The sequence below is a fragment of the Asticcacaulis currens genome (assembly GCF_028550395.1).
Taxonomy (GTDB): domain Bacteria; phylum Pseudomonadota; class Alphaproteobacteria; order Caulobacterales; family Caulobacteraceae; genus Asticcacaulis; species Asticcacaulis currens.
The window spans coordinates 33,650-55,218 of record NZ_JAQQKW010000003.1 but is presented as its reverse complement, the minus strand read 5'-3'; the positions used below and the strand labels follow the sequence as shown (position 1 = coordinate 55,218).

At 60.5% G+C, this 21,569-nt stretch carries 18 protein-coding genes; 13 read left to right on the top strand and 5 right to left on the bottom strand.

The window, feature by feature from the left end; translation table 11 throughout:
- Positions 1-7: 7 nt before the first annotated feature.
- On the bottom strand, positions 8-550 hold the full coding sequence (locus PQU94_RS05615; RefSeq protein WP_272740515.1) for a disulfide bond formation protein B: 543 nt from the start codon (positions 548-550) through the stop codon (positions 8-10).
- A 184-nt stretch (positions 551-734) separates the two neighbouring features.
- Entirely contained in the window at positions 735-1,313 is a 579-nt protein-coding gene (locus PQU94_RS05610) for a YqaA family protein (protein ID WP_272740514.1), read from the bottom strand.
- A 236-nt stretch (positions 1,314-1,549) separates the two neighbouring features.
- Here PQU94_RS05610 and PQU94_RS05605 point away from each other — a divergent pair, with 236 nt between their 5' ends.
- From PQU94_RS05605 to PQU94_RS05595, 3 genes are all read left to right on the top strand, one after another.
- Positions 1,550-2,014, top strand: a complete 465-nt coding sequence (locus tag PQU94_RS05605) for a MarR family winged helix-turn-helix transcriptional regulator (RefSeq protein ID WP_272740513.1) — start codon at positions 1,550-1,552, stop codon at positions 2,012-2,014.
- Positions 2,015-2,180: 166 nt separating this feature from the next.
- Positions 2,181-2,948: a hypothetical protein gene (locus tag PQU94_RS05600; protein WP_272740512.1), complete on the top strand. Its 768-nt coding sequence runs from the start codon at positions 2,181-2,183 to the stop codon at positions 2,946-2,948.
- Positions 2,945-3,754: a hypothetical protein gene (locus tag PQU94_RS05595; protein WP_272740511.1), complete on the top strand. Its 810-nt coding sequence runs from the start codon at positions 2,945-2,947 to the stop codon at positions 3,752-3,754. Before PQU94_RS05600 ends, PQU94_RS05595 begins: the two co-directional genes overlap by 4 nt.
- 342 nt (positions 3,755-4,096) lie before the next feature.
- Here PQU94_RS05595 and ettA read toward each other — a convergent pair whose 3' ends face one another.
- The gene (gene ettA / locus PQU94_RS05590) at positions 4,097-5,764 is read right to left on the bottom strand and encodes an energy-dependent translational throttle protein EttA (RefSeq protein ID WP_272740510.1); all 1,668 of its coding nucleotides are present in this window, start codon (positions 5,762-5,764) and stop codon (positions 4,097-4,099) included.
- A 403-nt stretch (positions 5,765-6,167) separates the two neighbouring features.
- Between ettA and PQU94_RS05585 the strand changes: the two genes are divergently transcribed.
- Complete coding sequence (locus tag PQU94_RS05585; protein ID WP_272740509.1) at positions 6,168-7,202, top strand: helix-turn-helix domain-containing protein; 1,035 nt, start codon at positions 6,168-6,170, stop codon at positions 7,200-7,202.
- Positions 7,203-7,344: 142 nt separating this feature from the next.
- Here PQU94_RS05585 and PQU94_RS05580 read toward each other — a convergent pair whose 3' ends face one another.
- Positions 7,345-7,833, bottom strand: a complete 489-nt coding sequence (locus tag PQU94_RS05580) for a GAF domain-containing protein (protein ID WP_272740508.1) — start codon at positions 7,831-7,833, stop codon at positions 7,345-7,347.
- A 347-nt stretch (positions 7,834-8,180) separates the two neighbouring features.
- Between PQU94_RS05580 and PQU94_RS05575 the strand changes: the two genes are divergently transcribed.
- The 7 genes from PQU94_RS05575 to PQU94_RS05545 all read left to right on the top strand — a co-directional run bounded on the left by PQU94_RS05575 (position 8,181) and on the right by PQU94_RS05545 (position 15,852).
- A complete protein-coding gene (locus PQU94_RS05575; RefSeq protein WP_272740507.1) occupies positions 8,181-9,779 on the top strand; it encodes a tetratricopeptide repeat protein in 1,599 nt (532 codons plus the stop codon).
- A gap of 11 nt (positions 9,780-9,790) precedes the next feature.
- Positions 9,791-11,110 (top strand): hypothetical protein, encoded by a 1,320-nt coding sequence (locus tag PQU94_RS05570; protein WP_272740506.1) that lies wholly within the window; start codon positions 9,791-9,793, stop codon positions 11,108-11,110.
- 113 nt (positions 11,111-11,223) lie between these two features.
- On the top strand, positions 11,224-13,299 hold the full coding sequence (locus PQU94_RS05565; protein WP_272740505.1) for a S9 family peptidase: 2,076 nt from the start codon (positions 11,224-11,226) through the stop codon (positions 13,297-13,299).
- 59 nt (positions 13,300-13,358) lie between these two features.
- Complete coding sequence (gene bla, locus PQU94_RS05560; RefSeq protein WP_272740504.1) at positions 13,359-14,279, top strand: class A beta-lactamase; 921 nt, start codon at positions 13,359-13,361, stop codon at positions 14,277-14,279.
- 26 nt (positions 14,280-14,305) lie between these two features.
- The gene (locus PQU94_RS05555; RefSeq protein ID WP_272740503.1) at positions 14,306-15,229 is read left to right on the top strand and encodes a glutaminase; all 924 of its coding nucleotides are present in this window, start codon (positions 14,306-14,308) and stop codon (positions 15,227-15,229) included.
- Positions 15,230-15,271: 42 nt separating this feature from the next.
- Positions 15,272-15,562, top strand: a complete 291-nt coding sequence (locus tag PQU94_RS05550; protein WP_272740502.1) for a type II toxin-antitoxin system ParD family antitoxin — start codon at positions 15,272-15,274, stop codon at positions 15,560-15,562.
- The gene (locus PQU94_RS05545; protein WP_272740501.1) at positions 15,559-15,852 is read left to right on the top strand and encodes a type II toxin-antitoxin system RelE/ParE family toxin; all 294 of its coding nucleotides are present in this window, start codon (positions 15,559-15,561) and stop codon (positions 15,850-15,852) included. The genes PQU94_RS05550 and PQU94_RS05545 overlap by 4 nt, the downstream gene beginning before the upstream one ends.
- On the opposite strand, the gene PQU94_RS05540 is transcribed toward PQU94_RS05545, so the two are convergent.
- The gene (locus tag PQU94_RS05540) at positions 15,838-17,268 is read right to left on the bottom strand and encodes a protein adenylyltransferase SelO family protein (protein WP_272740500.1); all 1,431 of its coding nucleotides are present in this window, start codon (positions 17,266-17,268) and stop codon (positions 15,838-15,840) included. The genes PQU94_RS05545 and PQU94_RS05540 overlap by 15 nt on opposite strands.
- A gap of 138 nt (positions 17,269-17,406) precedes the next feature.
- Here PQU94_RS05540 and nhaA point away from each other — a divergent pair, with 138 nt between their 5' ends.
- Together nhaA and PQU94_RS05530 are read left to right on the top strand one after the other, a co-directional pair.
- Complete coding sequence (gene nhaA, locus PQU94_RS05535; RefSeq protein ID WP_272740499.1) at positions 17,407-18,588, top strand: Na+/H+ antiporter NhaA; 1,182 nt, start codon at positions 17,407-17,409, stop codon at positions 18,586-18,588.
- A gap of 306 nt (positions 18,589-18,894) precedes the next feature.
- Positions 18,895-21,465, top strand: coding sequence for a TonB-dependent receptor (locus tag PQU94_RS05530; RefSeq protein WP_272740498.1), 2,571 nt, complete (start codon positions 18,895-18,897; stop codon positions 21,463-21,465).
- The last annotated feature ends 104 nt before the right edge of the window (positions 21,466-21,569 follow it).

Sequence of the window (21,569 nt, the reverse complement as noted above, 5' to 3'; positions counted from 1 at the left end):
AGGCCTCTCAGGCGTGACGTGCCTGCCGCTGGGACAGGCGGTAATAGAGTTGAAGGCGCAGGGAGGCGATCAGGCTTAGGATTGCCAGTGCGCCGGAGATGATGGCGTTCCAGCCTGCCATACTCAGGCCCAGAAAGCGCCACGCCACAATGTCGCACTGCGGGGCCTTGAACTTGCCGCCGGACAGCATGGCGGCAATCGAATCAATCGACACCTCGTCCGACACCCCGGTGCAGGTGGCGGGCAGCGCCCACCACTTTTCTTCGCCGCCCATGTGGAAGATGGCAATGGCGCAGCCCGTAGCGAAGATGGCAAACAGGACGAAGGAAAAGACACGCGGCGGGCCCTTGGCCCCGGTAAATAGCGCCCAGACCGTTCCCGCCAGCGAAACCCCGACCGCAATCCAGTAGATGTCGCGCTGTTTCAAGCACAGATGGCAGGGATTGAGATGCGCAAAGGTCTGAAGGGCGTGTGCCGCCCCCAAAAGACTCAGGGCGCTGATCAGGGCAATGACCGACCACCAGCGACTAAAGAACAGCACAGCTTTCATCACAATCGGTCGTCCCTGTTTACGCAAAGCCACATCAGTTTAGAGACTTCTCGCCACAGGGGCAATCGGCTGTGTGAGGGGTTCAAAGTGTGTTTCGTTCAAATTCGATCGAAACTTACTCTTGAAACCTCGCCTGGTCGCCTATTTGGGTTCGAAAACCGCTCCGCACGTTTCGGAACGCGCTTCAGTGCATGAATTTTACGGCCACGATGCCCAGAACGATCACAGCGACGCCGGCGATGGCCACCAGATTGATGCGCTTTTCGATCAGTTCGCGTGCCTGCGGGCCGAAGCGCTTGAGCAGGAAGGCCGTCAGATAGAAGCGCGCGCCACGGGTGATCACGCAGCAGATAAAGAAGATAGCCAGATTGAGCTGGCCCATGCCTGAGGCAATGGTCACCAGCTTGAACGGAATCGGCGTCAGACCCTTGATCAGGATAGCCCAGGCGCCCCATTCCTGAATGATGGCGTGGAAGCTGTCGAGATTGCCCGAATACCCGAACAGGCCGAGGATTTTCAGACCGATATCGGCCAGATAATAACCGATCGCGTAGCCAAACAGGCCGCCGATGACCGAGGCCACCGTGCAGATGAAGGCCAGTCGATAGGCCTTTTCCGGTTTGGCCAGCGCCATGGGGGCCAGCATCACGTCCGGCGGAATCGGAAAGAACGAGCTTTCGGCGAAAGAAATGGCTGCCAGAACTTTTTCAGCATTGGGACGGGCCGCCTGTTTCAGGGTCCAGTCATATAAGGGGCGCAGCAAGGTATAAATCCATGACTTAAAGATATTTCTTTCGCCATAACAGCTTGAGGGACGCTTGTCGCCTCACACCCTGTTGCGGTGCGAAATAAATGACGAGGTGTGGTACCTGCGCCGCCAGCGTGTCGAAATCAAGGCAAGGGCGCATTAGTCCGGGTTTATGACGAATTAAAAAAATCTCATTTGTATTTATGACATTATGGCGGCAATAGCAGAGTTACCTTTTGTGAGGACACCCTATGCCCTATAGCAAGCTGTCGCTGGACAATTACCTGCCCTATCGTCTGTCTGTTGCCTCGAACGCGGTTTCCGGGCTCATTTCGACGGCCTATGACAGCCTTTATGGTCTGAAGATCCCGGAATGGCGATTGATCTGGGTGCTGAACGAAGACGGCCCTTCGACCCAGCAGGCCCTCGTCAAGCGGACCGGCATGGACAAGGTGACGATTTCGCGCGCCGCTCAGGCACTGGCCAAGCGTCGCCTGATCACCCGCGCCCCGCATGAGCACGATGGCCGTTCCCACCACCTCATCCTGACCCCGGAAGGTCAGCGCCTGTTCAACGATGTCGCCCCGTCGGCGGTCGAGTTCGAAAAGGAAGTGCTGGCCAATCTTAGCGCCGAGGAGATCGAACTGATGAAGGACCTGCTGCGCCGCATCGAAGACGCCGCTTTGAAGACACAGGGTCGCAGCGGCTCGCGCTGATAACTGCCACAGCGTGCATACCAAAGGCTCATCCGTCAGGGTGGGCCTTTTTGTTGCGCCCTTTTTGCAGCGACCGCCTGAATTCGATCTACCCCGCTGGTGCAAAGCGTGGCAATCTGTTAACCCTTTGGCAGGTTAACCACTTTGGGGGAGGTTTTCAGGGTTCATGCGCTACACCGGGGACGATTATACCACGCCGCCGGACGGCTTTTATGACCCCAGCCTGTGGGACACGCTGGTCCGTCTGTGGTACAGCGGCGGTCTCTTGTGGATGGTCGGTATCGCCTTTTGCATACTGATGGTTATTGCCGGGCTGATCGTCGGGGCAAGGCGGCGCAGCGGCGTCCCGGGCGTACTCAATCGCAATGTCGATGCCCTGGGTGCGGTGATCGGTGACGCCGTGCGCGGCTCTGCGGCCGATGTGCGCGACAAATCCCAGGCGGCGATTGACGCCAATCAGGAAGTTTTCGGCCATACGACCGAGTTGATGTCTCTGGTCGGCAAACACCACGCCGCGCTGAATAAGGCCAACAGCGCCGTTAAGGAGGTCGAACCGGAAAAGAAGCCGGAAGGGGCCAAGGGATTGAACGGCATGTCCGGTGGGACGGTCATCAATATCGCCGTCAATAATGGTCAGCCGGGTCTGGCGGAGCCGGGGGCGGCACCGGGCGCGGTGGCGGCTGTCGGTGGCGAGGTGGTGGGCCTGCCCAAGGGCGAGGACAAGAAGGGCGGCAAGCCGGGCTTTGACACCACCACCAAGGTGTGGCTGGCCCTGCAAAAACTGGCCGCCCCGTGGCGTGATCTGGGGCTGATGCGCGAACACTATGTAGCGGTCTTCCGGCAGTTGACGACGGCGGAATGGCGCGATCCGCGCACGCTTTATGGGGCTGGGGAACCCGGTGCCGAAACGGCGCGTCCGAGGTGGCGGCGATGAGATACGCAGACGCACCCGAAGATTTCGGCGATCCGTTCGGGGAGGGGCCGCGTGCCGTGGCGACCATCGTTCTGGATGGTCATACGCTGATCCTGATACTGGGTTTTCTGATTGCCGGTGTCCTACTGTTTGCCCTGACCGTGTGGCTGTCGGCCCAGTTGTCGAAGGCCGGGCAACTGGCGCGGCACCGCGCGTCGGCCCGCGCCATTTATGACAGCATCCGTTTCAGCCTGCATCAGGCGGTCAGCACATCCGGTGCTTTGCAGCTTGAGCGAGCGCGCGAATTGTCGGCGGTGATCGAGGCGAAGCTGGGAACGTTGCTGGCGCTCAAAGACAAGACGGGAAAGCCGTTCGACGACCTCAAAAAAGCCCTGTCTGAGCCGGAGCCCGATCCGGAAAATCCCAAAAAAGACCCGCCGGCCAAGATCAAGGTCGATATGACCACGGACGAGCATCGGGTGGCCGTGTGGCGCGCCTTGCAGGACTTTCACGAGGCGTGGAAGGATGAGGCGCATATCCTCAACCTGCTCGAAGGGGCGCAGGATGAGTTGAGTCGCCGGGGCGTCACCTCAGCCTTCTTCTTCAGCCGTGGTCTGATCGACCCGCGCCATCCGTGGGGTGGCGCGCCCGCACCTGCGCCAAAAACGCCCAAGCCGGAAAAGATAAAGGCCAAGACGCGCCAGTCTGACGAACTGGTTGTGCTCACAGTGGCGGAAACGACACCCATAGGCCCGGACGACCTGCCGCCGCCCGCACCGCGCCCAAAGGGTAAGCTGGCCAAGCACAAGCGCAATATGCTGGCATAGACGCCTTGGCGAAAAAGCCTATCCCCCTGCCTGTGGCGGGGGGAAACCGGTCTGCCGAAGGCAGAGCCGGATGGGGGGGCTGCGAACTTTCAAAGACCACAGGGCTTTGTGAGCTAAGTTGTAAGCCCCCACCACCGCATCTCGCCCTTTCATGGCTCGTGCGGTACCCCTCCCCAGCAAGCTGGGGAGGTATAAGAGAGAGACAGCCCGAACGCTGGCGAAGCTATACTTTCGCTCTGCTATGCCCCAGCAAGCCGGGACGATATGTAAAAGCAAAACCGCCGGAGCGTGAAACTCCGGCGGTTTAATCTGTTCCAACGAACGGGTGTCGGGCCTGTGGCCCTACCGCGCGAACTTCTGGAACTTGATGCGCTTGGGGATCAGGCTGTCGGTGCCCAGGCGGCGCTTCTTGTCTTCTTCGTACATTTCGAAGTTGCCTTCGAACCATTCCACGTGGCTGTCGCCTTCGAAGGCGAGGATGTGGGTGGCCAGGCGGTCGAGGAACCAGCGGTCGTGGCTGATGACCACGGCGCAGCCCGCGAAGTCTTCGAGGGCTTCTTCGAGGGCTTGAAGCGTTTCGATGTCGAGATCGTTGGTCGGTTCGTCGAGCAGGATGACGTTACCGCCGGACGCCAGCGTCTTGGCGAGGTGGACGCGGTTGCGCTCACCACCGGACAGCAGGCCGACCTTCTTTTGCTGATCGCCGCCCTTGAAGTTGAAGCCGCCGACATAGGCGCGCGAATTGATTTCGCGCTTGCCGACGATCATCACGTCGGTGCCGCCGGAAATGGCCTGCCAGACATTGTGATCGGGGTCGAGGTCGTCGCGCGACTGATCGACATAGGCCAGCTTGACGGTTTCACCCAGCTTGATCGTGCCGGCGTCGGGCTTTTCCTGACCGGTGATCAGCTTGAACAGGGTGGACTTACCGGCACCGTTCGGGCCGATAACGCCGACAATGCCGTTGGGCGGCAGTTTGAACGACAAATCCTTGAACAGCACCTTGTCGCCAAATTCCTTTTCGAGGCCGTTGACCTCGATGACGACGTTGCCGAGGCGCGGGCCGGGCGGGATCTGGATGGTGGCGTAGGTCTGGGCCTTGGTGGCGTGTTCCTGTTCCTCGACCATGCGCTCATAGGCGGCGAGGCGGGCTTTCGACTTGGCCTGACGGGCCTTGGCACCGGAACGCACCCATTCCAGTTCGCGGGTGAGCGCGCGCTGACGGGCTTCGGATTCGGACTGCTCCTGCACGACACGCTTTTGCTTCTGCTCCAGCCAGCCGGAGTAGTTGCCTTCATAGGGCACGCCCTTGCCGCGGTCGAGTTCCAGCGTCCACTTGGTCACCTGATCGAGGAAGTAACGGTCGTGGGTGACGAGGATGACGCAGCCGGGGAAGTTTTCGAGGTGGTGCTGAAGCCAAGCGACCGATTCCGCATCAAGGTGGTTAGTCGGTTCGTCGAGCAGCAGCATGTCGGGCTTGGACAGCAGCAGGCGGGCCAGCGCCACGCGGCGCTTTTCACCCCCCGACAGCTTGGTCACACCGGACTCGTTTGGCGGGCAGCGCAAGGCGTCCATGGCCATTTCGATGCGGCTGTCGATATCCCACAAATCACCGGCGTCGATTTTCTCCTGAAGGGCGTTCATCTCCTCCATCAGTTCGTCGCTATATTCTTCGCCCATCAGGGCCGCGACTTCGTTGAAGCGATCGACGATCTTCTTTTCTTCGCACCAGTCGATGACGTTTTCCCAGACGGTCTTCGTCTCGTCCAGCTTGGGCTCCTGCTCCAGATAGCCCATCTTGGTGCCTTCGGCGGCGCGCGCCTCGCCCGAAAATTCCTTGTCGATGCCGGCCATGATCTTCAGCAGGGTGGACTTACCCGAACCGTTGACGCCGACGACGCCGATTTTGGCGTCCGAATAGAAAGAGAGCCAGATGTTTTCAAAGACCTTCTTACCGCCGGGGTAATGCTTGGTCAGGCCCTGCATCTGGAAAATATATTGCTGCGCCATGCGAGGAGGCACCCTTGTGTCACTTGTATGGAATGGTGCGGGGGGGTTTAGCCGAGGGGGGGCAAAATCACAACCTGAAAATCGGGCAGAAGGGTCCGCGTGCCCCGCTTCAGAGATAGGTTGAAGAGAAAAAGAATAGGGCGGCGACCCGACTTGCGCCTGGCCCCGCCCGCCTTCGAAATATGAGTCTGCTACGCCCGTCTCGGGCGCGATAAAAAGGATTTAAGCCAGCCTACGCCAGCGCGCTTTATAAAGAACAGCGTGCGGCGTGTGACAAGAGGTGTGCCATCTTTTGAGACGCATGGTCATAAATGAGAGACATGAGGGTGATAGGCCTGCCTGACTTTACTGACGCCAAGTCAGTGAGTTATATCCTGCCTCCGAGTGTTGCCGATACCTAGCCATGACCGAACCTGTCTCAGTTACCTATTACGAAGCCGGGACCCATCTGATCCCCGGCGACGACGGACTTAAGGCCTATGCCGAGGCGATCGACCCTATTTTCGACGTAGGCGTTACCCAGGCGGGCGAGGGGACTCAGGGCTGGATCAAGACCTACCAGATCGGCAGCCTGCTGGTGGGACAGGCCTTTATGACCGGAGGCCATTTCGTCTATAGCCGCGATCAGCGCAAGGTGGCGGCGCTGGGGCTTGATGTCATTCTGGTGCAGGTAATTGAAAAGGGCGGAGACCTGCGCTTTGCCGGGGCCGAAGGGGTGCCCGGGCGGCCGGGAGATGTGTGTGTCGTCGATATGATGCGGACCTTCCGTTCGGAGACCTCGGACTGCACCAATCTCAACCTCGCCCTGCCGCGCAACCTGCTGCCGCTGTCGGCGCAGGAACTGGACGGGCTGCATGGTGTCGTGCTTCCCGGCCACACCGTCGCCGGGCAGATGATGGCGCAGCACATCCGACTGTTGTGGGGGCTGGCGTCGGGCTTGTCTGCTGACGAAATTCCGGTCGTGACGCGCGCGACCCTTGAGCTTCTGACCGCTCTCAGTGCGCCCTATCGCGGTTCCGGCGGCCCGGACGGCCACCTGCACAGTGTCCAGCTTATGCGGGTGCGTCGTCATATCGAGGCGCGTCTGGGGGATAGCGGCCTGGGGCCGGCGCGCCTGTGCCGCGATTTCGGCTTGTCGCGCGCTTCGCTCTATCGCCTGTTTACCCCTCTGGGCGGGGTCAGCGACTATATCCGCGAACGGCGGTTGCAGCAGGCCTTCACGCAACTGGCCGATCCGGCGCTGCGCCACAAGACGATGGGGCAGGTGGCACAGGATAACGGCTTTACCGGCTGGGCAGTGTTTGCCCGCGCGTTCCGCAGCCGGTTTCAGATGACGCCGGGCGAGGTGCGCGAACTGGGGCCCGAAGCGGTGACGCGGCGGGTGCAGACCGGCGCCCCTCAGTTGCCGGACTGGCTGAGGCAGATGGACCGGTTCTAAAGCGTAATCCGATAAGGTGGATACTGCTTTTGGCTTTGCCGAGCTTCGTTTCGGAAAATTGCACGACCCAACAAAACCCGGAGCCATTCCGAAACAAGGCTCATGGGTTCAACTTGGCCGATGAAGGCTCTGGCGTGGTCCCTTAAACCGCGAATACGGCGGCCATCAGGTCTTCGAGCTGTTCGCGGTCGGTGTCGTCGAAGGCCCCATAGCTTTCCGAATCGACATCGAACACCGCCAGCAGCGCGCCCGACGCGTCGAAGACCGGTACGACGATCTCGGAATTGGAGCGGGAGTCGCAGGCGATGTGCCCCGGAAAGGCGTGCACGTCGGCCACCACCTGCGTGGTCCGTTCGCGCGCCGCCGCGCCGCAGACTCCGCGTTTGAAATCAATGCGCAGACAGCCGAGTGTGCCCTGATAAGGGCCCACCACCAGCTCATCTATGCCTTGCGCCTTCTTCGTTTCATCCACGACATAGAAGCCGGTCCAGAACCAGGTGTCGAAGGCCTGAGCGCCCAGACAGGCGACGGTTGCCATGCGCGCCACCCGATTGGGCTCATTGTCGAGCACCGACAGGATTTCTTTTTTAAGGGACTGATAGATCTCTTTTTTCTGTGACGCGGTAAGCATGGACGACCTGTGAGCGACTGAATCTCGCCTCAGGGGCGAAATCGTAAAGGGCTGATGCGGAATTTGTCTCCGGGGCAGGGAAAAGTGTCCCGGAATGGGCGGCTCTTAGCACTTTTCTCTGGCCAAGGCGTAGAAATTAACGCTATCATCGTGGCGTTATACGGGGGTTGACGTACCACTCAGTCGTTGGGTTTTCCATCTGGGTATCGTCAGGGTCCGCGACAATCCGGCAACGCTTTGCCGGCATCGCACATGGACCGGATGGGGGCGCTTGACAGGTCGCACGATCCCTAACACAAGATTTGTTAACCATAATTTTGCCGGCATTTATGTCGGGGCGATGCGTGATGTCGATTAGCGAAGACATGAGGTGCAACGGCGCCGGTGAACATACCGCCCGTCGTACCGGCCGGAAGCTGATGAACCGCGTGCCGTTTCGTGCAGCGGCAGCAGTGATGCTGACGGCGGCGCTGAGCCTGCCGCTGAGCGCCTGCGATGTCTCCGTGGACTGGCTGGGCGGTGGTGGCGAAGGGCCGCGCGGTATCAGCGGCTGCCCGCGTCCGCCCATGGCCGACAATGGCGGGGCCGGTTTCAATGAGCAGGAACGCGCGGTCCGCTATTTCCGCAAGCACGCCTTTGCCAATGACTTCTTCTCGCAGCTTGAACTCTCCAGCCGCTACATGGCGGAGCGGGCCACAGATAAGAATCTCGAAGACCCGATCGAAGCCTCCGTGTGGCTGGTCATGGCCCTGACCAATCCCGAAGGCTTCGCGCCGATCAACCGCACACTCAAAAACGGTCAGATGGCCTCGCGCTTTGATAAGTGCCGGGCGGTGGAACGGTCGGTCGCCTATCGCAAGCTGGAAACCCTGTTGGCGCGCATGGACAATTCCGAGCGCGACAAGGTGCGCGACCGCGTCATCTATATACAGGCGCAACTCGGGGCTGATGGCTTCCGCACGCTGGGTCGTCTTTATGACGATCAGTACGGCCCCATGGGCGAGCCCGTTGACAACCGCGAAGCCGTCCGCGCCATGATGCACAATCCGGTGGATGGCCGTCCGAATGTCATCAGCCTGTTCCCGCGCAACGATGTCGATGCCTATCTTTATAATTATAAAGCGGCAGAAACCGGTGATGTCGGGGCCTATGTGATGCTTAAGGACTTCGAGAAGTCCGCGCCCGAACGCAGCCGCTATGGGGCCTTTGTCGAGGCCAAGGCCAAGCGCTGGGTGTCGCCGTTCGAATTCTATCCGCCCGAAGCGCCCGCCGGGGGGGTGCCGCACTCCGACGAGAGCCGTCCGCGCACCGATACCTATGAATACGCCCTGTCGCGCATGGATGAACTGCCCTTCATCCACGTCTGGCGCGCGCTGGTCTATCTCGATCTGGCGCAGGGATCGGCCCCGGTTCAGCGCGTCGCGGCCGGGCCGGACAGTGACGGCAATCCGGGTCAGGAACGCTATCCGGTCGGCCCCAACGATGCCGATATCGCTCAGGTTTCGGGTGCCTCACGTCCGACCGAAGCGGTCTATTCGGCGGGTCGCGTGCCGACGCAGACCCTGTCGGCTCTGCGGGCCATTCTGGGCCGCCCCGACGGGTCGCGTATGACCAATCTGGATAAGGTGCGCGCCATCCAACTGGCGGCGACCAATGGCTCATCGCAGGCGCAACTGGTGCTGGCGGTCATGTATTCCGAAGGGGTGGGGGTGCCGACGGATTACGCCCGCGCCTACTACTGGTATCAGCAGGCTGAAAAGCAGGGCTCGGCCGAGGCGCGTTTTGCCATGTCCACCTATTTCGCCCTGGGCCTGAGCGGCGTTGCCGATCAGGACAAGGCGCAGGCCGTTGTGCTGCGCCTCGACTCGGCGCTTGCCGGGTTCCGTCCGTCCGCCTCGCGTCTGCAGGCCGTTCTCAACCAGATTTCGACCAATCCGGGCCGGTGAGGGAAATGACCATGCGCTCTCTTGTCACCTTTACCGCGCAGATCGTCTTCCTTCTGGCGACCCTGCTTGGTGGCGCGTCCGCCGCATCGGCGCAGACGGCGACCAGCTATGGGGCAAGCTACGGTCCGGGCTATAATGCCGCGCGTACCGAGGCCCTGACCCGGCCCTGTTTCGGCGTGCTGCTGGATGCGCAGCTCAAGACCTGCCACGGCAAGTATTATAAGCCGTACAACCGGTACGGCTATTACGGCTCGAAATGGAGCGCGACCATCAATTGCGATACGGCCCGTCAGGCCTATGTCGAAGATACGGTACGCCGGATGCGTCCGGGCGGTGTGCTGAAGCTTGTGGCGCGTAACCGCTCCTGCGTCGCCAGCCTGATGATCAATCAGTCGCTGACGATTATCGGCGAAAGCGCCGACTCGCGTATGCCGGTGCTGGTGGCCCCGGATGGCGAATCCTGTCTGCGCATTAACCCGCAGGCCAGCAAGGTCGTGCTGAAAAACATGCTGATCGCCTCGCGCCGCGGGGGCCAGTCGGCCTGTATTTACAGCTCCGGATCGGAAGTGACCCTGCAAAACACCACGGTGCGTTACGAAGGCGATTCGGCGGCGGTGCATATCTCTGGCGGGCGTCTCAATCTCTTGTCGGCCTTTGTGGTGGCCAAGACGCGCACGGTCGCCGTGGCGGTCAATTCGGCGCAGCTCTATGCCGAACAGGCGGGGATTACCTCGACGGCGGGTGGCGTCTATGCGGTGCTCAGCGGCGACTCGCAGATGTCGGGCGTGACGGTACAGCAACTGGCGGATTGGCGCGGGTTCGAGCGCGGCGAAGGCGCGGTGGGCATGGAGGTCAAGCTCGACTCCGGTGACTCCATCCTGTCCATGGATGATATGCGGATCGAATTCTTTGCGTCGGCCCTGAACCTGTCGGGCGGTGGTGAGGCCCTGCTGTCGCGGTCACTGATCGACTATTCGGAACACGGGGTGACGTCCAGCCTTAATCGCCTGCGTGTCATCGACAACAAGATCCTGTCGAACGAAATCGCCATCAATATCCAAGACGGCACGGGCTTTGTCGGCGGCAACCAGATCGCCAAGATTCGCACAGCCGGCATACTAGCCTCGTCGCGCGGTGAAATCCGTGCGGTTGACAATCTGATCGATCCGTCCACCGAGCCGTGCCCGAAGCTGCAATGGGGCAATCTCGACCCGGCGCAACGCACCTGCACGCCTTGGTACAAGGGGTCTGAGTTCGACATTCCGGCCGATGCGACCCGCCAGTACATGTTCGCTGACTACTGGCCGCGACTGCTGGTCGCCTCGAAATAGGCCTCACCGGAATATTACCGATTTTTAACCTGGACTCCGGCGGGCGGACTCGACAGGTCAGCGAAAGCGCGGTCTAACAACGCTTCCTTTCTGTTGTAACCAACGGGTTTCCTATGAAGTCTCGTCTTCTCGCCACGGCTGGTCTGGCCGCCGCGCTTCTTTTCCCTGCTCTTTCGGCTCAGGCGCAGGACAAGCAACCTTTCACCTATGACGACCTTGTGGCTATGCAGCGCCTGTCAGGGTTGACGGTGAATAAGGCGGAAACCCACGCGGCCTTTCAGGTGCGCACGCTGAACGCCGAAAAGACCAAGGGGGTCAATTCCCTGTGGCTGAGCGACCTCAAGACCGGCACCTCAAAGGCACTGACCACCGCGTCGAAGGGCGGGGCCTTGTCGCCGCAATGGGGCGCCGATGGCGCGCTCTATTTCCTGTCGGCGCGTTCGGGCTCGATGCAGGTGTGGAAGACCGACCTCAACGACGCCGAAGCAGTGCAGGTGACCAAGCTGCCGCTCGATGTCGGGTCGTATAAGCTGTCACCGGACGGTAAGGGGCTGGTCCTGTCGCTGGCCATCGAGGAGGCGTGCAAGACCGAAGAGATCGACTGCACGCTGAAGGGGCAGGCCGAAAAGAAGGCCGACAAATCCACCGGCGTCATTTATGACCGCCTGTTCGTGCGCCATTGGGACACCTGGGCCGACGGCACGCGCAACCACCTGTTTTACGTGCCGCTGGGCGGCGGGGCTGTTGTATCGCTGACCGCCGGCGTTGATGGTGACGTGCCATCCAAGCCGTTCGGTGACGAGGCGGAATATAGTTTCTCTCCCGATGGGAAGACCGTCTATTATTCGGTGCGTATTGCCGGCAAGGACGAGCCGCGTTCGACCAATTTCGACATCTATAAGGTCGATATCGCCACCCCTTCCACACAAACCAACCTGACCGAGGCCAATAAGGCCTGGGATACGGGGGCCGAGGTGTCGCCTGACGGCAAGTGGCTGGCCTATCGCGCCATGAAGCGTCCGGGCTTTGAGGCCGATCAGTTCGAAATTTTCCTGCGCAATTTGGCGACCGGCGAAACGAAACAGATCGCCGCCGACTGGGACCGCTCGGCCGACAGCCTGAAATGGGCGACCGATGGCAAGAGCCTCTACGTCGTCGCCGGCGATGTCGGTAAGACGCCGCTGTTCCGCGTCGAAATCGCTTCGGGCAAGGTGACGCCCTTGTCGAAGGGCGGTCATATGGACGCCTTCGCGCCGCTGAAGGACCGCTTTGTGTTTATCAAAAGCGGCATGGATTATCCGTCGCAACTATTTGTCTCCAAACCAAGGGCCAAACTGATTGATGACGGGGCCACCCCGCTGACCACCCTCAATGACCCTGTGCTGCAAAACCGCGCCTTCGGGGCATTTGAACAGTTCGCGTTCAAAGGGTGGAATGACGAAACCGTGCATGGGTACGTCCTGAAACCGGCCAACTATGTCGAAGGCAAAAAGTACCCGGTGGCCTTTCTGATCCACGGCGGGCCGCAAGGCTCGTTCGGCGAAAGCTGGTCCTATCGCTGGAACCCGCAGGCCTATGCCGGGGCGGGCTATGCGGTCATCATGATCGACTTCCACGGCTCGACCGGCTACGGTCAGGCCTTTACCGATGCCATCAGCCAGCACTGGGGCGACCGCCCGCTGGAAGACCTGCAAAAGGGCTATGCCTACGCCCTGTCGAAATACAGCTTCCTCGATCAGGATCGCGCCTGTGCGCTGGGGGCCTCCTATGGCGGCTTCATGATCAACTGGATCGCCTCGCAGTGGAAGGCCCCGTGGAGGTGCCTCGTCAATCACGACGGCCTGTTTGACAACCGCTCGATGGGCTACGCCACTGAGGAACTGTGGTTCTCGGAGTGGGAAAACGGCGGCAATGTTTACGATCACCCAGAAAACTACGACAAGTTCAACCCGGCTTTGCACGCCAAGGACTGGTCGGTGCCGATGCTGGTCATCCACTCCGATCAGGACTTCCGCGTCATCCCGGAACAGGGGATCGGTGCCTTCACGGCGCTTCAGATGAATGGCGTGAAGTCAAAGTTCCTGCGCTTCCCGGATGAAAACCACTGGGTGCTGAAGCCGCAGAACTCCCTGAAGTGGCACAGGACGGTGTTTGACTGGCTGGATGAACATACGAAGGCCGGTCAATAGGCTTCATTGGCCCCTCTCGTATGACCGAGAGGGGCTAACCTTTAGGGAGGGGAAGGGCTGTGCGTGATCGGCGAAAGCTTCTGGCAGGATTAGCCGGTGTTGGCAGTATCGGCGTTGCGGCAAGCGCGGGGTTCACCTTTTTCGGTGGCGTAAGTTTTCCCTCCGAAGGGTGCGCGTGTCTCAAAACATTGGATGAATGGTGTGCAGAGTTAGAGGCCCGGACGAAACAGCGCATTGGCGTTTACCAACTCAACCGAGATACCGCTGAAAATGAAAGAGGGTACAGGTGGGATGAGCACTTTGCCATGTGCTCGACCTTTAAGTGGGTGTTGGCGGCGGCCATTCTGAAAGCCGTGGACGGTGGGTTCCATCGACTTGACGAGTTGGTAAAATTCACAAAAAAGGATGTGCTGGAATATGCGCCCGTGGTTCAGGCCCATCTCGCGCAGGGGCAACTGACCCTCTCAGAGCTTTGCGTCGCTGCTGTGTCTGTCTCTGACAACTCAGCGGCGAATTTGCTCCTTCCCCTGATCGGCGGGCCAAAAGGGTTGACGGATTTTGTCCGTACTTTGGGGGACACGGAGACGCTCTTTGATCGCTACGAGCCATGGTTGAATAGCAATGAAAAGGATGATTTGCGCGACACCACCACCCCCAAGGCGATGGCTCTGCTGCTTCAAAAGGTTTTTTTTGAGAAGGTGTTGTCAGGGCCGTCCGTTTCGCTTCTCAAGCATTGGATGGTTGAGGCTTCCACCGGACGTGATCTCATTCGGGCCGGGGTGCCCGAAAATCGCAAAGCCGTCGTAGCCGACAAAACAGGACGTGGAGCGAATGGGGCCCTCAACGATGTGGCCGTTATCTGGTCAGAGAACGAGCCTCCTGAGATTGTCTGTATCTATACAAGTGGCGGGCGCTTATCGGACGCCGAGAGGCGCGAAGTGATGCGTCGCGTCGCGGACTATGTGTTTACGGGCGGCTAACCTACGACTCGCCATAAGTTGAGCTTATGAAACACGAACTGTCCCTGCCCGAAGTCCTGTCGCAGATCGAAAAGACGGTGAAGCCGCAATTCGGCAAGGGGCAGGTGGCCGACTATATCCCCGAACTGGCAAGCGTCGATCCGAAGAAGTTCGGCATGGCGGTGCGCACTGTAAATGGCCAGGAATACGTCGTCGGCGACGGCGATGAACCCTTTTCGGCGCAGTCGATCACCAAGCTGTTTGCGCTGGGGATTGCGCTCAATCGCATAGGCGATGAGGTGTGGACGCGGGTGGGCAAGGAGCCGTCGGGGACGCCCTTCAACTACCTGTCGCAGCTTGAGCACGAGGCGGGGTTTCCGCGCAATCCGTTTATCAATGCCGGGGCGCTGGCGGTGGTCGATATGCTGCTCAAAGGGACGCGGCGGCCGGACCTGACGGTGCGCGACTATATGGGCTTCCTGTGCCAGAGCGCCCTGACCATAGATGAGGCCGTGGCGCGTTCGGAAATCGACACCGCGCACAAGAACCGCGCCATTGCCAACCTGATGAAGGGGGCGGGCACGCTGCATCATGAGGTCGAAGCCGTCATCGCGGCCTATTGCCGCCAATGCGCCATTACCCTGTCGTGCCGCGATCTGGCACGCGCGGCCCTGCCGCTGGCGGCGGGCGGGTTTTCGCCGGTCATCGAAGAGACGGTGTTCCCGACGCGGCAGGCGCGGCGACTTAATGCCCTGCTGCTGACCTGCGGCGTGTACGATTCGGTGGGGTCGTTTGCCTATCGCGTCGGCTTGCCGGCCAAAAGCGGCGTCGGCGGCGGCATCGTCGCCATCGTGCCGGGACAGGCCGCCATTGCCGTGTGGTCGCCGGAACTGGATCGTCACGGCACGTCGGTGGTGGGCTTTGCCGCGCTGGAGGCCTTCAGCCAGATCACCAATTGTTCGGTGCTGTGAGTGGTGGTATAAATTACTACTCGTTCGTACCGGAGGTGCCTCATGGCCGATGATAAGCCGCGTGTGGAAAAGGTTAGTATTGCCCTGACTGCCGATATGGCGGCCATGGTGCGCGACGCCGTCGAGAGCGGCGAATACGCCTCGGCCAGTGAGGTGGTGCGCGACGCCCTGCGCGATTGGAAGTACAAGCAGCAGGCCCGCGAACGCCAGATCGCCGAGTTGAAAGCGCTGATCGACGAGGGCCGCAACAGCGGGTATGTGGACGCCGAAGAGGCGTTTGAAAGATTGATCACCAAGTATCAGGCGATGATTCCGGCTGATGCCAACATATGAAAGTCCGCTTTTCAGAGCAGGCATTGCGCGATCTCGAAGGCATTGCCGATTTCATCGCGCAGGATAACCCGCGACGGGCCGTCAGCTTTGTCACCGAGATTCATCGGGCCTGTTTGCGTCTTGTCGATGCGCCGCGTGGTCACCCTTTGATCGAACACCCTGGCGGTGATATCCGGAGGGCTGTTTATAAACCCTATTCGATATTTTACATGCTGGACGGTGAGGATGTACTGATTGACCGCATACTTCACGGGGCCCGCGATATCGGACCGGATCTATTCGGCGTTTAACCCCAACCCCTCGCGATAACGCTCGATTTCCGCCAGCTTTTCATACAACAGCGACCAGTCGTCGTCTTCCACTATGGGTTTCCACAAGGCTTCGATCTCATCGTAAAGCAGGGTTGCCGGGGTGGCTTGGGCGAACAGCGGATGTGAGAGCTTTGCCGCATCGGCGGGCGTATAGCTGCCGATCAGCCTCCTGAAGTCGGCGGCGTCGGGGTGCGTATAGACCTCCGCGCGCGGACCATTGAGGGCGCGGGCTTCGCTGAGCGAGCCGCCGAACCAGTCGAAGAAGAACCCTTCAAAACTGCCCGGCGTTTTTGCGGCGCTCAACATGCGGAAGGCCGCCTGCATCAGAGGCGTCTCCGTTTCCATGCCTTGCGGGGCGATATTCAGTCGGCGGCAGAACTGCGTGGCCATGACCGTCTGATAGCGCTCGGAAAAGGCGTTGAGGCTGTCGATCAGCGGTTGGCTGTCGCCGATCAGGCTGAGGCAGCGCGCCAGTTGCGTCAGGTTCCAGAACACCGCATCGGGTTGCCGCGCATAGGCATAGAGCCCGCCTTCGTCGAAATAGGCGGCCACCAGCCCCGGCTCATAGTGCGGCAGGAAGCGATAGGGGCCGTAGTCGAAACTCTCTCCCGTGATGTTCATATTGTCGGTATTGAGCACGCCGTGCACAAAGCCCGCGCACATCCACTGGGTCGTCAGGTGCGCGGTCTTCGTCACCACGGCATCGAACAGGGCGTGCGTCAGGTCCTGCCCCTGATGATCGCCGAGGTCCGAGTAATAGACGTCGGCCACATAGCGCACCAAGGCCGTCATGGCCTCGGTTTCATTGAGATAGGCCAAGCGCTCGAATGTGCCGAAGCGGATATGCGAATGCGACAGGCGCACCAGAACCGCCGCCCGTGTCGGAGACGGTTCATCATAACGGCGCAGGGATTCGCCCGTTTCTATCAGCGAAAAACTCTTCGACGTGTTGACCCCCAGCGCTTCCAGAAGCGCGGTGGCCAGCACTTCGCGCACGCCGCCTTTCAGAGTCAGGCGGCCGTCGCCACCGCGCGACCACGGCGTCGTACCGGAGCCCTTGGTGCCAAGATCGAGCAGGCGGTCGCGCGCATCGCGCATCTGGGCAAACAGGAAGCCGCGCCCGTCACCGAGGTCGGGATTGTAGTGGCGGAACTGATGACCGTGATAGCGCAGGGCCAGCGGTTCGGCCTGATTGTCGGGCAGGGACGTGAAACGCCCGAAGTGCGCGATCCATTCGTCGTCGCTCAAACCCTCAAGGCAGACCGAGGCCGCCGCGCGGTCATTGCGGTATCTTAAAACCGTCCGCGGAAAGTCGGCGGCGCGCACCGCATCGACCAGCGGCAGGCCAGAGGCCGCGAGGCGCGGATCGGGGCGATATCGGGCGGAAATCGGCATGAGACAGACCGGTTTTGCTTGGGACAGGGCGTCCGGTTTGCTACGGTTTTTCGCAATAGTCGATTCAATTTTACCCGTCCGGACCGGACTTAACCCTCGCATGGCCTTTGACCATGCCCGCGGAAAAGGAGACCGCCGATGAAGTTCACCCTCGAATTTCTCAAAACCGAAGCCGGTGCTGGCTTTATTCTGGGGCTGTCGGCCCTGATCGCCGTCATCTGGGCCAATTCGCCGTGGGCGGCGGTCTATTTCGACTTCATCAACGCCCATATTCCGGTGCAGATCGGCACATTTGTCGAAGACAAGTCGGTGCTCAAATGGACCAAGGAAGGCCTGATGGCCATCTTCTTTTTCGTGGTCGGGCTGGAGATCAAGTACGAGATTTTCCGTGGCGAACTGTCGAACCCGAAGAAGCTGGCCCTGCCGGTATTGGGGGCGATCGGCGGTATGGCGGCCCCGGCCCTGGTCTATGTGGCGCTGAATGCGGGCCTGCCCGGCGGCGATCTGCGCGGCTGGTCCGTGCCGATGGCGACCGACATCGCCTTCGCGCTGGCCGTGTTCGCGGTGGTGGGGCGGGGCTTGCCGGACAGCCTGCGCGTCTTCCTGCTGACGCTCGCCATCGTCGATGATCTGGGGGCGGTGCTGGTCATCGGCCTTTTCTATTCATCGGGCATCGACCTGCTGCTGTGCCTGTGGATCGCTGGTCTGTTGGTGATCATGGGGCTGGCCAAATACGCCCTGCGGAATCAGGCGCGCGGTCTGAAAGCCGTCTATCTGGTGTTGTTTATCGCGACCTGGGCGTTCAGCCTGAAGGCGGGTCTGGCCACATCTCTGACGGCGGTGGCGGCGGCCTTCATGGTGACGCTGGACGCTCCGGCGCGCGGCGAAGAAAGCCTCTTGAAGACCCTCATGCACGACCTGCATACGCCGGTTTCCTACGGTATCGTGCCCTTCTTTGCCTTCGTGGCGTCGGGCTTTTCGTTCGCGGGGATGAGCTTCGCCTCGCTGGGTGACCCGCGGATGCTGGGGGTGGCGCTCGGTCTGTTTGTCGGCAAACAGGTCGGTGTCTTCGGTCTGGCCTGGCTGGCGATCCGCCTGAAAATCGCCCGTGCGCCGGAAAACAGCGGCTGGGGCGCGCTCTATGGCGTCAGCCTTTTGTGCGGAATCGGCTTCACCATGAGCCTGTTTCTGGGGGCTCTTGCCTTTGCTGACCATGCGGAAAGTGCCCAAAATGCCATAAAGCTCGGCGTAATTACGGGATCGTTACTTTCGGCCTGTGCAGGCGCAATAGTTTTGTCACGCAGGCGTGTGGCAAGTTGACGTTTGCGTAACCGTCAATATTTACAGGCCTTTTTGCCGCCTGTGGTGCTAGTGCTAACGCCGCGTAAGCCTTGTATGGCAAGGCTTACGCGGTTTTTTCATGTGCGGTTGCGAGATGAAATTGAAATTGTCTTTGTTGACACTTGTGTCATATCATTACGGGCAGCAGTGCGTGCGAAGTAAACCTTCGGGCGAGTCTGCGTAAAACAACGTCAAAAACAAAACCGGCAAATACAGGGACCGCCGTTTACCTTGCGATAACCTTCCTTAAGGGAAGGGGCGGCCTGATTGACCTAGGGGAAACACATGCGCGTAAAGGCACACACTCACAATCGCTTCTCCCTCAACCGCACACTGATGGTAACCTGTTCCGGTATGGTCATGGCGTTAGGTGCGGCTGCGGCCCTGACCCCGGCGGCGCAGGCCCAGAACGCTCAGGCCCAGACCGAGGAAGAGCCGCAGGTCATCACCGTCACCGCGCAGAAGCGCGAACAGTCGCTGCAGGACGTGCCGATCGTCGTCACCACCCTGTCGGCCAAACTGTTGCAGGATGCGGGCGTGAAGGACATCAAGGACATGCAGGTCCTGACGCCCGGGCTGACCGTCACCTCGACCCAGAACGAAAGCCTGACCACCGCCCGTATCCGCGGCGTCGGTACGGTGGGTGACAACCCCGGCATGGAATCTTCGGTCGGCGTGGTGATCGACGGTGTCTATCGCCCGCGTAACGGCGTCGGCTTCGGCGATCTGGGTGAAATCGGCCGTATCGAAGTGCTGAAGGGGCCGCAGGGCACCCTGTTTGGCAAGAACACCTCCGCCGGGGTCATCAACATCATCACCAAGGAACCGGCCTTCGTATTCGGCATGGATGGCGAAGCCACGGTGTCGAACTATGACGGTAAGGGCGTGTCGGCCTCGATCACCGGCCCGCTGTCCGAAGACCTTGTCGCCGGTCGTCTGTTCGTGGCCAAGCGCGAGCGCGGTGGTTTCTACGACGTCAATACCGGCATCGGGCCGCGCACCCTGAAGGAAGACGCCGATCAGAACTTCTACACAGTTCGGGGGCAGTTGCTGTTCACGCCGGGCGCCCACAAGATCCGCGTGATCGCCGACTATTCGAAGCGCGACGAAAACTGCTGCGCCACGGTGCAGACCCGCACCGGTCCGACCGGTGCCGCCCTCAACACGCTGGCCGCCGGTAACGGCGTGGCGGCGACCGCCAATCCTGAGGCGCGTCTGGCCTATTCCAACCGCCCGACGACGCAGCAGATCACCGATGGCGGTGTCTCGGTTGAAGCCAATATCAAGCTGGCCTGGCTTGACTCGACCCTGACCTCAGTCACGGGCGTGCGCAAGTGGAAGAACACCAATGGTCAGGACATCGACTATTCGGGTGCCGACATCCTCTATCGCCGCGACAATGGCGACTTCAAAGCCAATTTCGACACCTTCTCGCAGGAACTGCGTCTGGCGGGGGCGACGGACAAGCTGAACTGGCTGGTCGGGGCCTTCTATGCCGATGAAGACCTGAAGCGTACCGACTCCTACGTCTATGGCACGCAGTACGAAACCTATCTGTCGATCCTGCTGGCTCAGGCGCTGGGCCTGCCCACCACGACGCCGACCGTCTCGGTCCTGACGGGCCGTGCGCCGGGCACCTCCTACACGCCGGGTCAGGGCGCGCTCGACTACTATACGCAGGAGTCGAAGTCGCTCGCCCTGTTCACCAACAATGGTTACAAGTTTACGGATCAGTTTGAAGTCACTCTGGGCCTGCGCTACACGCAGGAAACCAAGAAGATGACGGCGATCTACACCAATTCCGATGGCGGCGTCGGCTGTGCGTCGGCTCTGGGCCGCTCGGGCCTGCTGGGGAATGCCCCGGTCGGGGCCTGGGCAACCATCCCGGCGGCCGCCCGTCCGACCGTGGTCGGCAATATGTGTACCTTCTGGGGCAATGCGGCCTTTAATAACCGTCGCGTCTCCAACGAAGTGACCGAGAAGGAGTGGTCGGGCACGCTGAAGGGCGCCTATCGCTTCAACGAAAATGTCATGGCCTACGCCTCTTATGCGCGTGGCTATAAGGGCGGCGGCTACAACCTCGACCGCGCCCAGACCGGTATCACGCCGGATTCCACGCTCTACTTCAAGCCGGAGACGGTGGATTCCTACGAACTGGGTCTGAAGACCTCGATGATGAACAACAAGCTGCTGTTCAACATCACCGCCTTTGACCAAACCTATCAGGACTTCCAGCTCAACACCTTCCTCGGTACGGCCTTCGTGGTCGAGTCGATCCCGGAACTGAAGTCGAAGGGCGTCGATGCCGACATCTACTGGTCCACGCCGATCCGTGGCCTGTCGGTGCAGGGCGGTATCGCCTATGCCGACACCAAGTACGGCAGCTTCAAGGCGTCCGATCTGTCCAACCCGGCGCGCTTCCCGCAACTGTCGCTTCTGCCGGGGGCGCGTATGTCCTTCGCCCCGGAATTGACGGGCTCGCTGGCCGTCACCTGGTCGGGCAATATCGCCGAAAACCTGCGAGCTTCGGGTAATATCGCCGCCAAATATTCCTCGGAATACAATACTGGCTCTGACCTGATCCCGTACAAGATGCAGGACGGCTATACACTGCTCAATGCCCGCTTCGGCATCGGGGCACCGGATCAGGCCTGGACGCTGGAATTCTGGGCGCAGAACCTGACCGACGAAACCTATAAGCAGGTCGTCATCAACGCCCCGCTGCAAGGCAACGGCTTCCAGTCCACGGTGCAGCCCAACGGCACCTATTATAACCAGGCGCTGGACTCCAACACCTACGACGCCTTTATGGGCCAGCCGCGTACCTACGGCGTGACTCTGCGCGTCAAATACTGATCTCCATTTACAGATCAGAAAAGACTAAGGTCCCGGGGCAAACCGGGGCCTTATTTTTTGCCGAAGCCTGATCTTGGTTGCCGTATTTTCACCCTCTTGTGGGA

Excerpts from the sequence above, each read along its gene's own strand:
- PQU94_RS05565 (WP_272740505.1), top strand. The coding sequence starts at position 11,224 with ATGAAGTCTCGTCTTCTCGCCACGGCTGGTCTGGCCGCCGCGCTTCTT.
- PQU94_RS05580 (WP_272740508.1), bottom strand. The coding sequence starts at position 7,833 with ATGCTTACCGCGTCACAGAAAAAAGAGATCTATCAGTCCCTTAAAAAA.
- PQU94_RS05530 (WP_272740498.1), top strand. The coding sequence starts at position 18,895 with ATGCGCGTAAAGGCACACACTCACAATCGCTTCTCCCTCAACCGCACA.
- PQU94_RS05555 (WP_272740503.1), top strand. The coding sequence starts at position 14,306 with ATGAAACACGAACTGTCCCTGCCCGAAGTCCTGTCGCAGATCGAAAAG.
- PQU94_RS05595 (WP_272740511.1), top strand. The coding sequence starts at position 2,945 with ATGAGATACGCAGACGCACCCGAAGATTTCGGCGATCCGTTCGGGGAG.
- PQU94_RS05545 (WP_272740501.1), top strand. The coding sequence starts at position 15,559 with ATGAAAGTCCGCTTTTCAGAGCAGGCATTGCGCGATCTCGAAGGCATT.
- PQU94_RS05605 (WP_272740513.1), top strand. The coding sequence starts at position 1,550 with ATGCCCTATAGCAAGCTGTCGCTGGACAATTACCTGCCCTATCGTCTG.
- PQU94_RS05550 (WP_272740502.1), top strand. The coding sequence starts at position 15,272 with ATGGCCGATGATAAGCCGCGTGTGGAAAAGGTTAGTATTGCCCTGACT.
- PQU94_RS05540 (WP_272740500.1), bottom strand. The coding sequence starts at position 17,268 with ATGCCGATTTCCGCCCGATATCGCCCCGATCCGCGCCTCGCGGCCTCT.
- PQU94_RS05585 (WP_272740509.1), top strand. The coding sequence starts at position 6,168 with ATGACCGAACCTGTCTCAGTTACCTATTACGAAGCCGGGACCCATCTG.
- PQU94_RS05575 (WP_272740507.1), top strand. The coding sequence starts at position 8,181 with ATGTCGATTAGCGAAGACATGAGGTGCAACGGCGCCGGTGAACATACC.
- PQU94_RS05570 (WP_272740506.1), top strand. The coding sequence starts at position 9,791 with ATGCGCTCTCTTGTCACCTTTACCGCGCAGATCGTCTTCCTTCTGGCG.
- nhaA (WP_272740499.1), top strand. The coding sequence starts at position 17,407 with ATGAAGTTCACCCTCGAATTTCTCAAAACCGAAGCCGGTGCTGGCTTT.
- PQU94_RS05600 (WP_272740512.1), top strand. The coding sequence starts at position 2,181 with ATGCGCTACACCGGGGACGATTATACCACGCCGCCGGACGGCTTTTAT.
- ettA (WP_272740510.1), bottom strand. The coding sequence starts at position 5,764 with ATGGCGCAGCAATATATTTTCCAGATGCAGGGCCTGACCAAGCATTAC.
- PQU94_RS05615 (WP_272740515.1), bottom strand. The coding sequence starts at position 550 with ATGAAAGCTGTGCTGTTCTTTAGTCGCTGGTGGTCGGTCATTGCCCTG.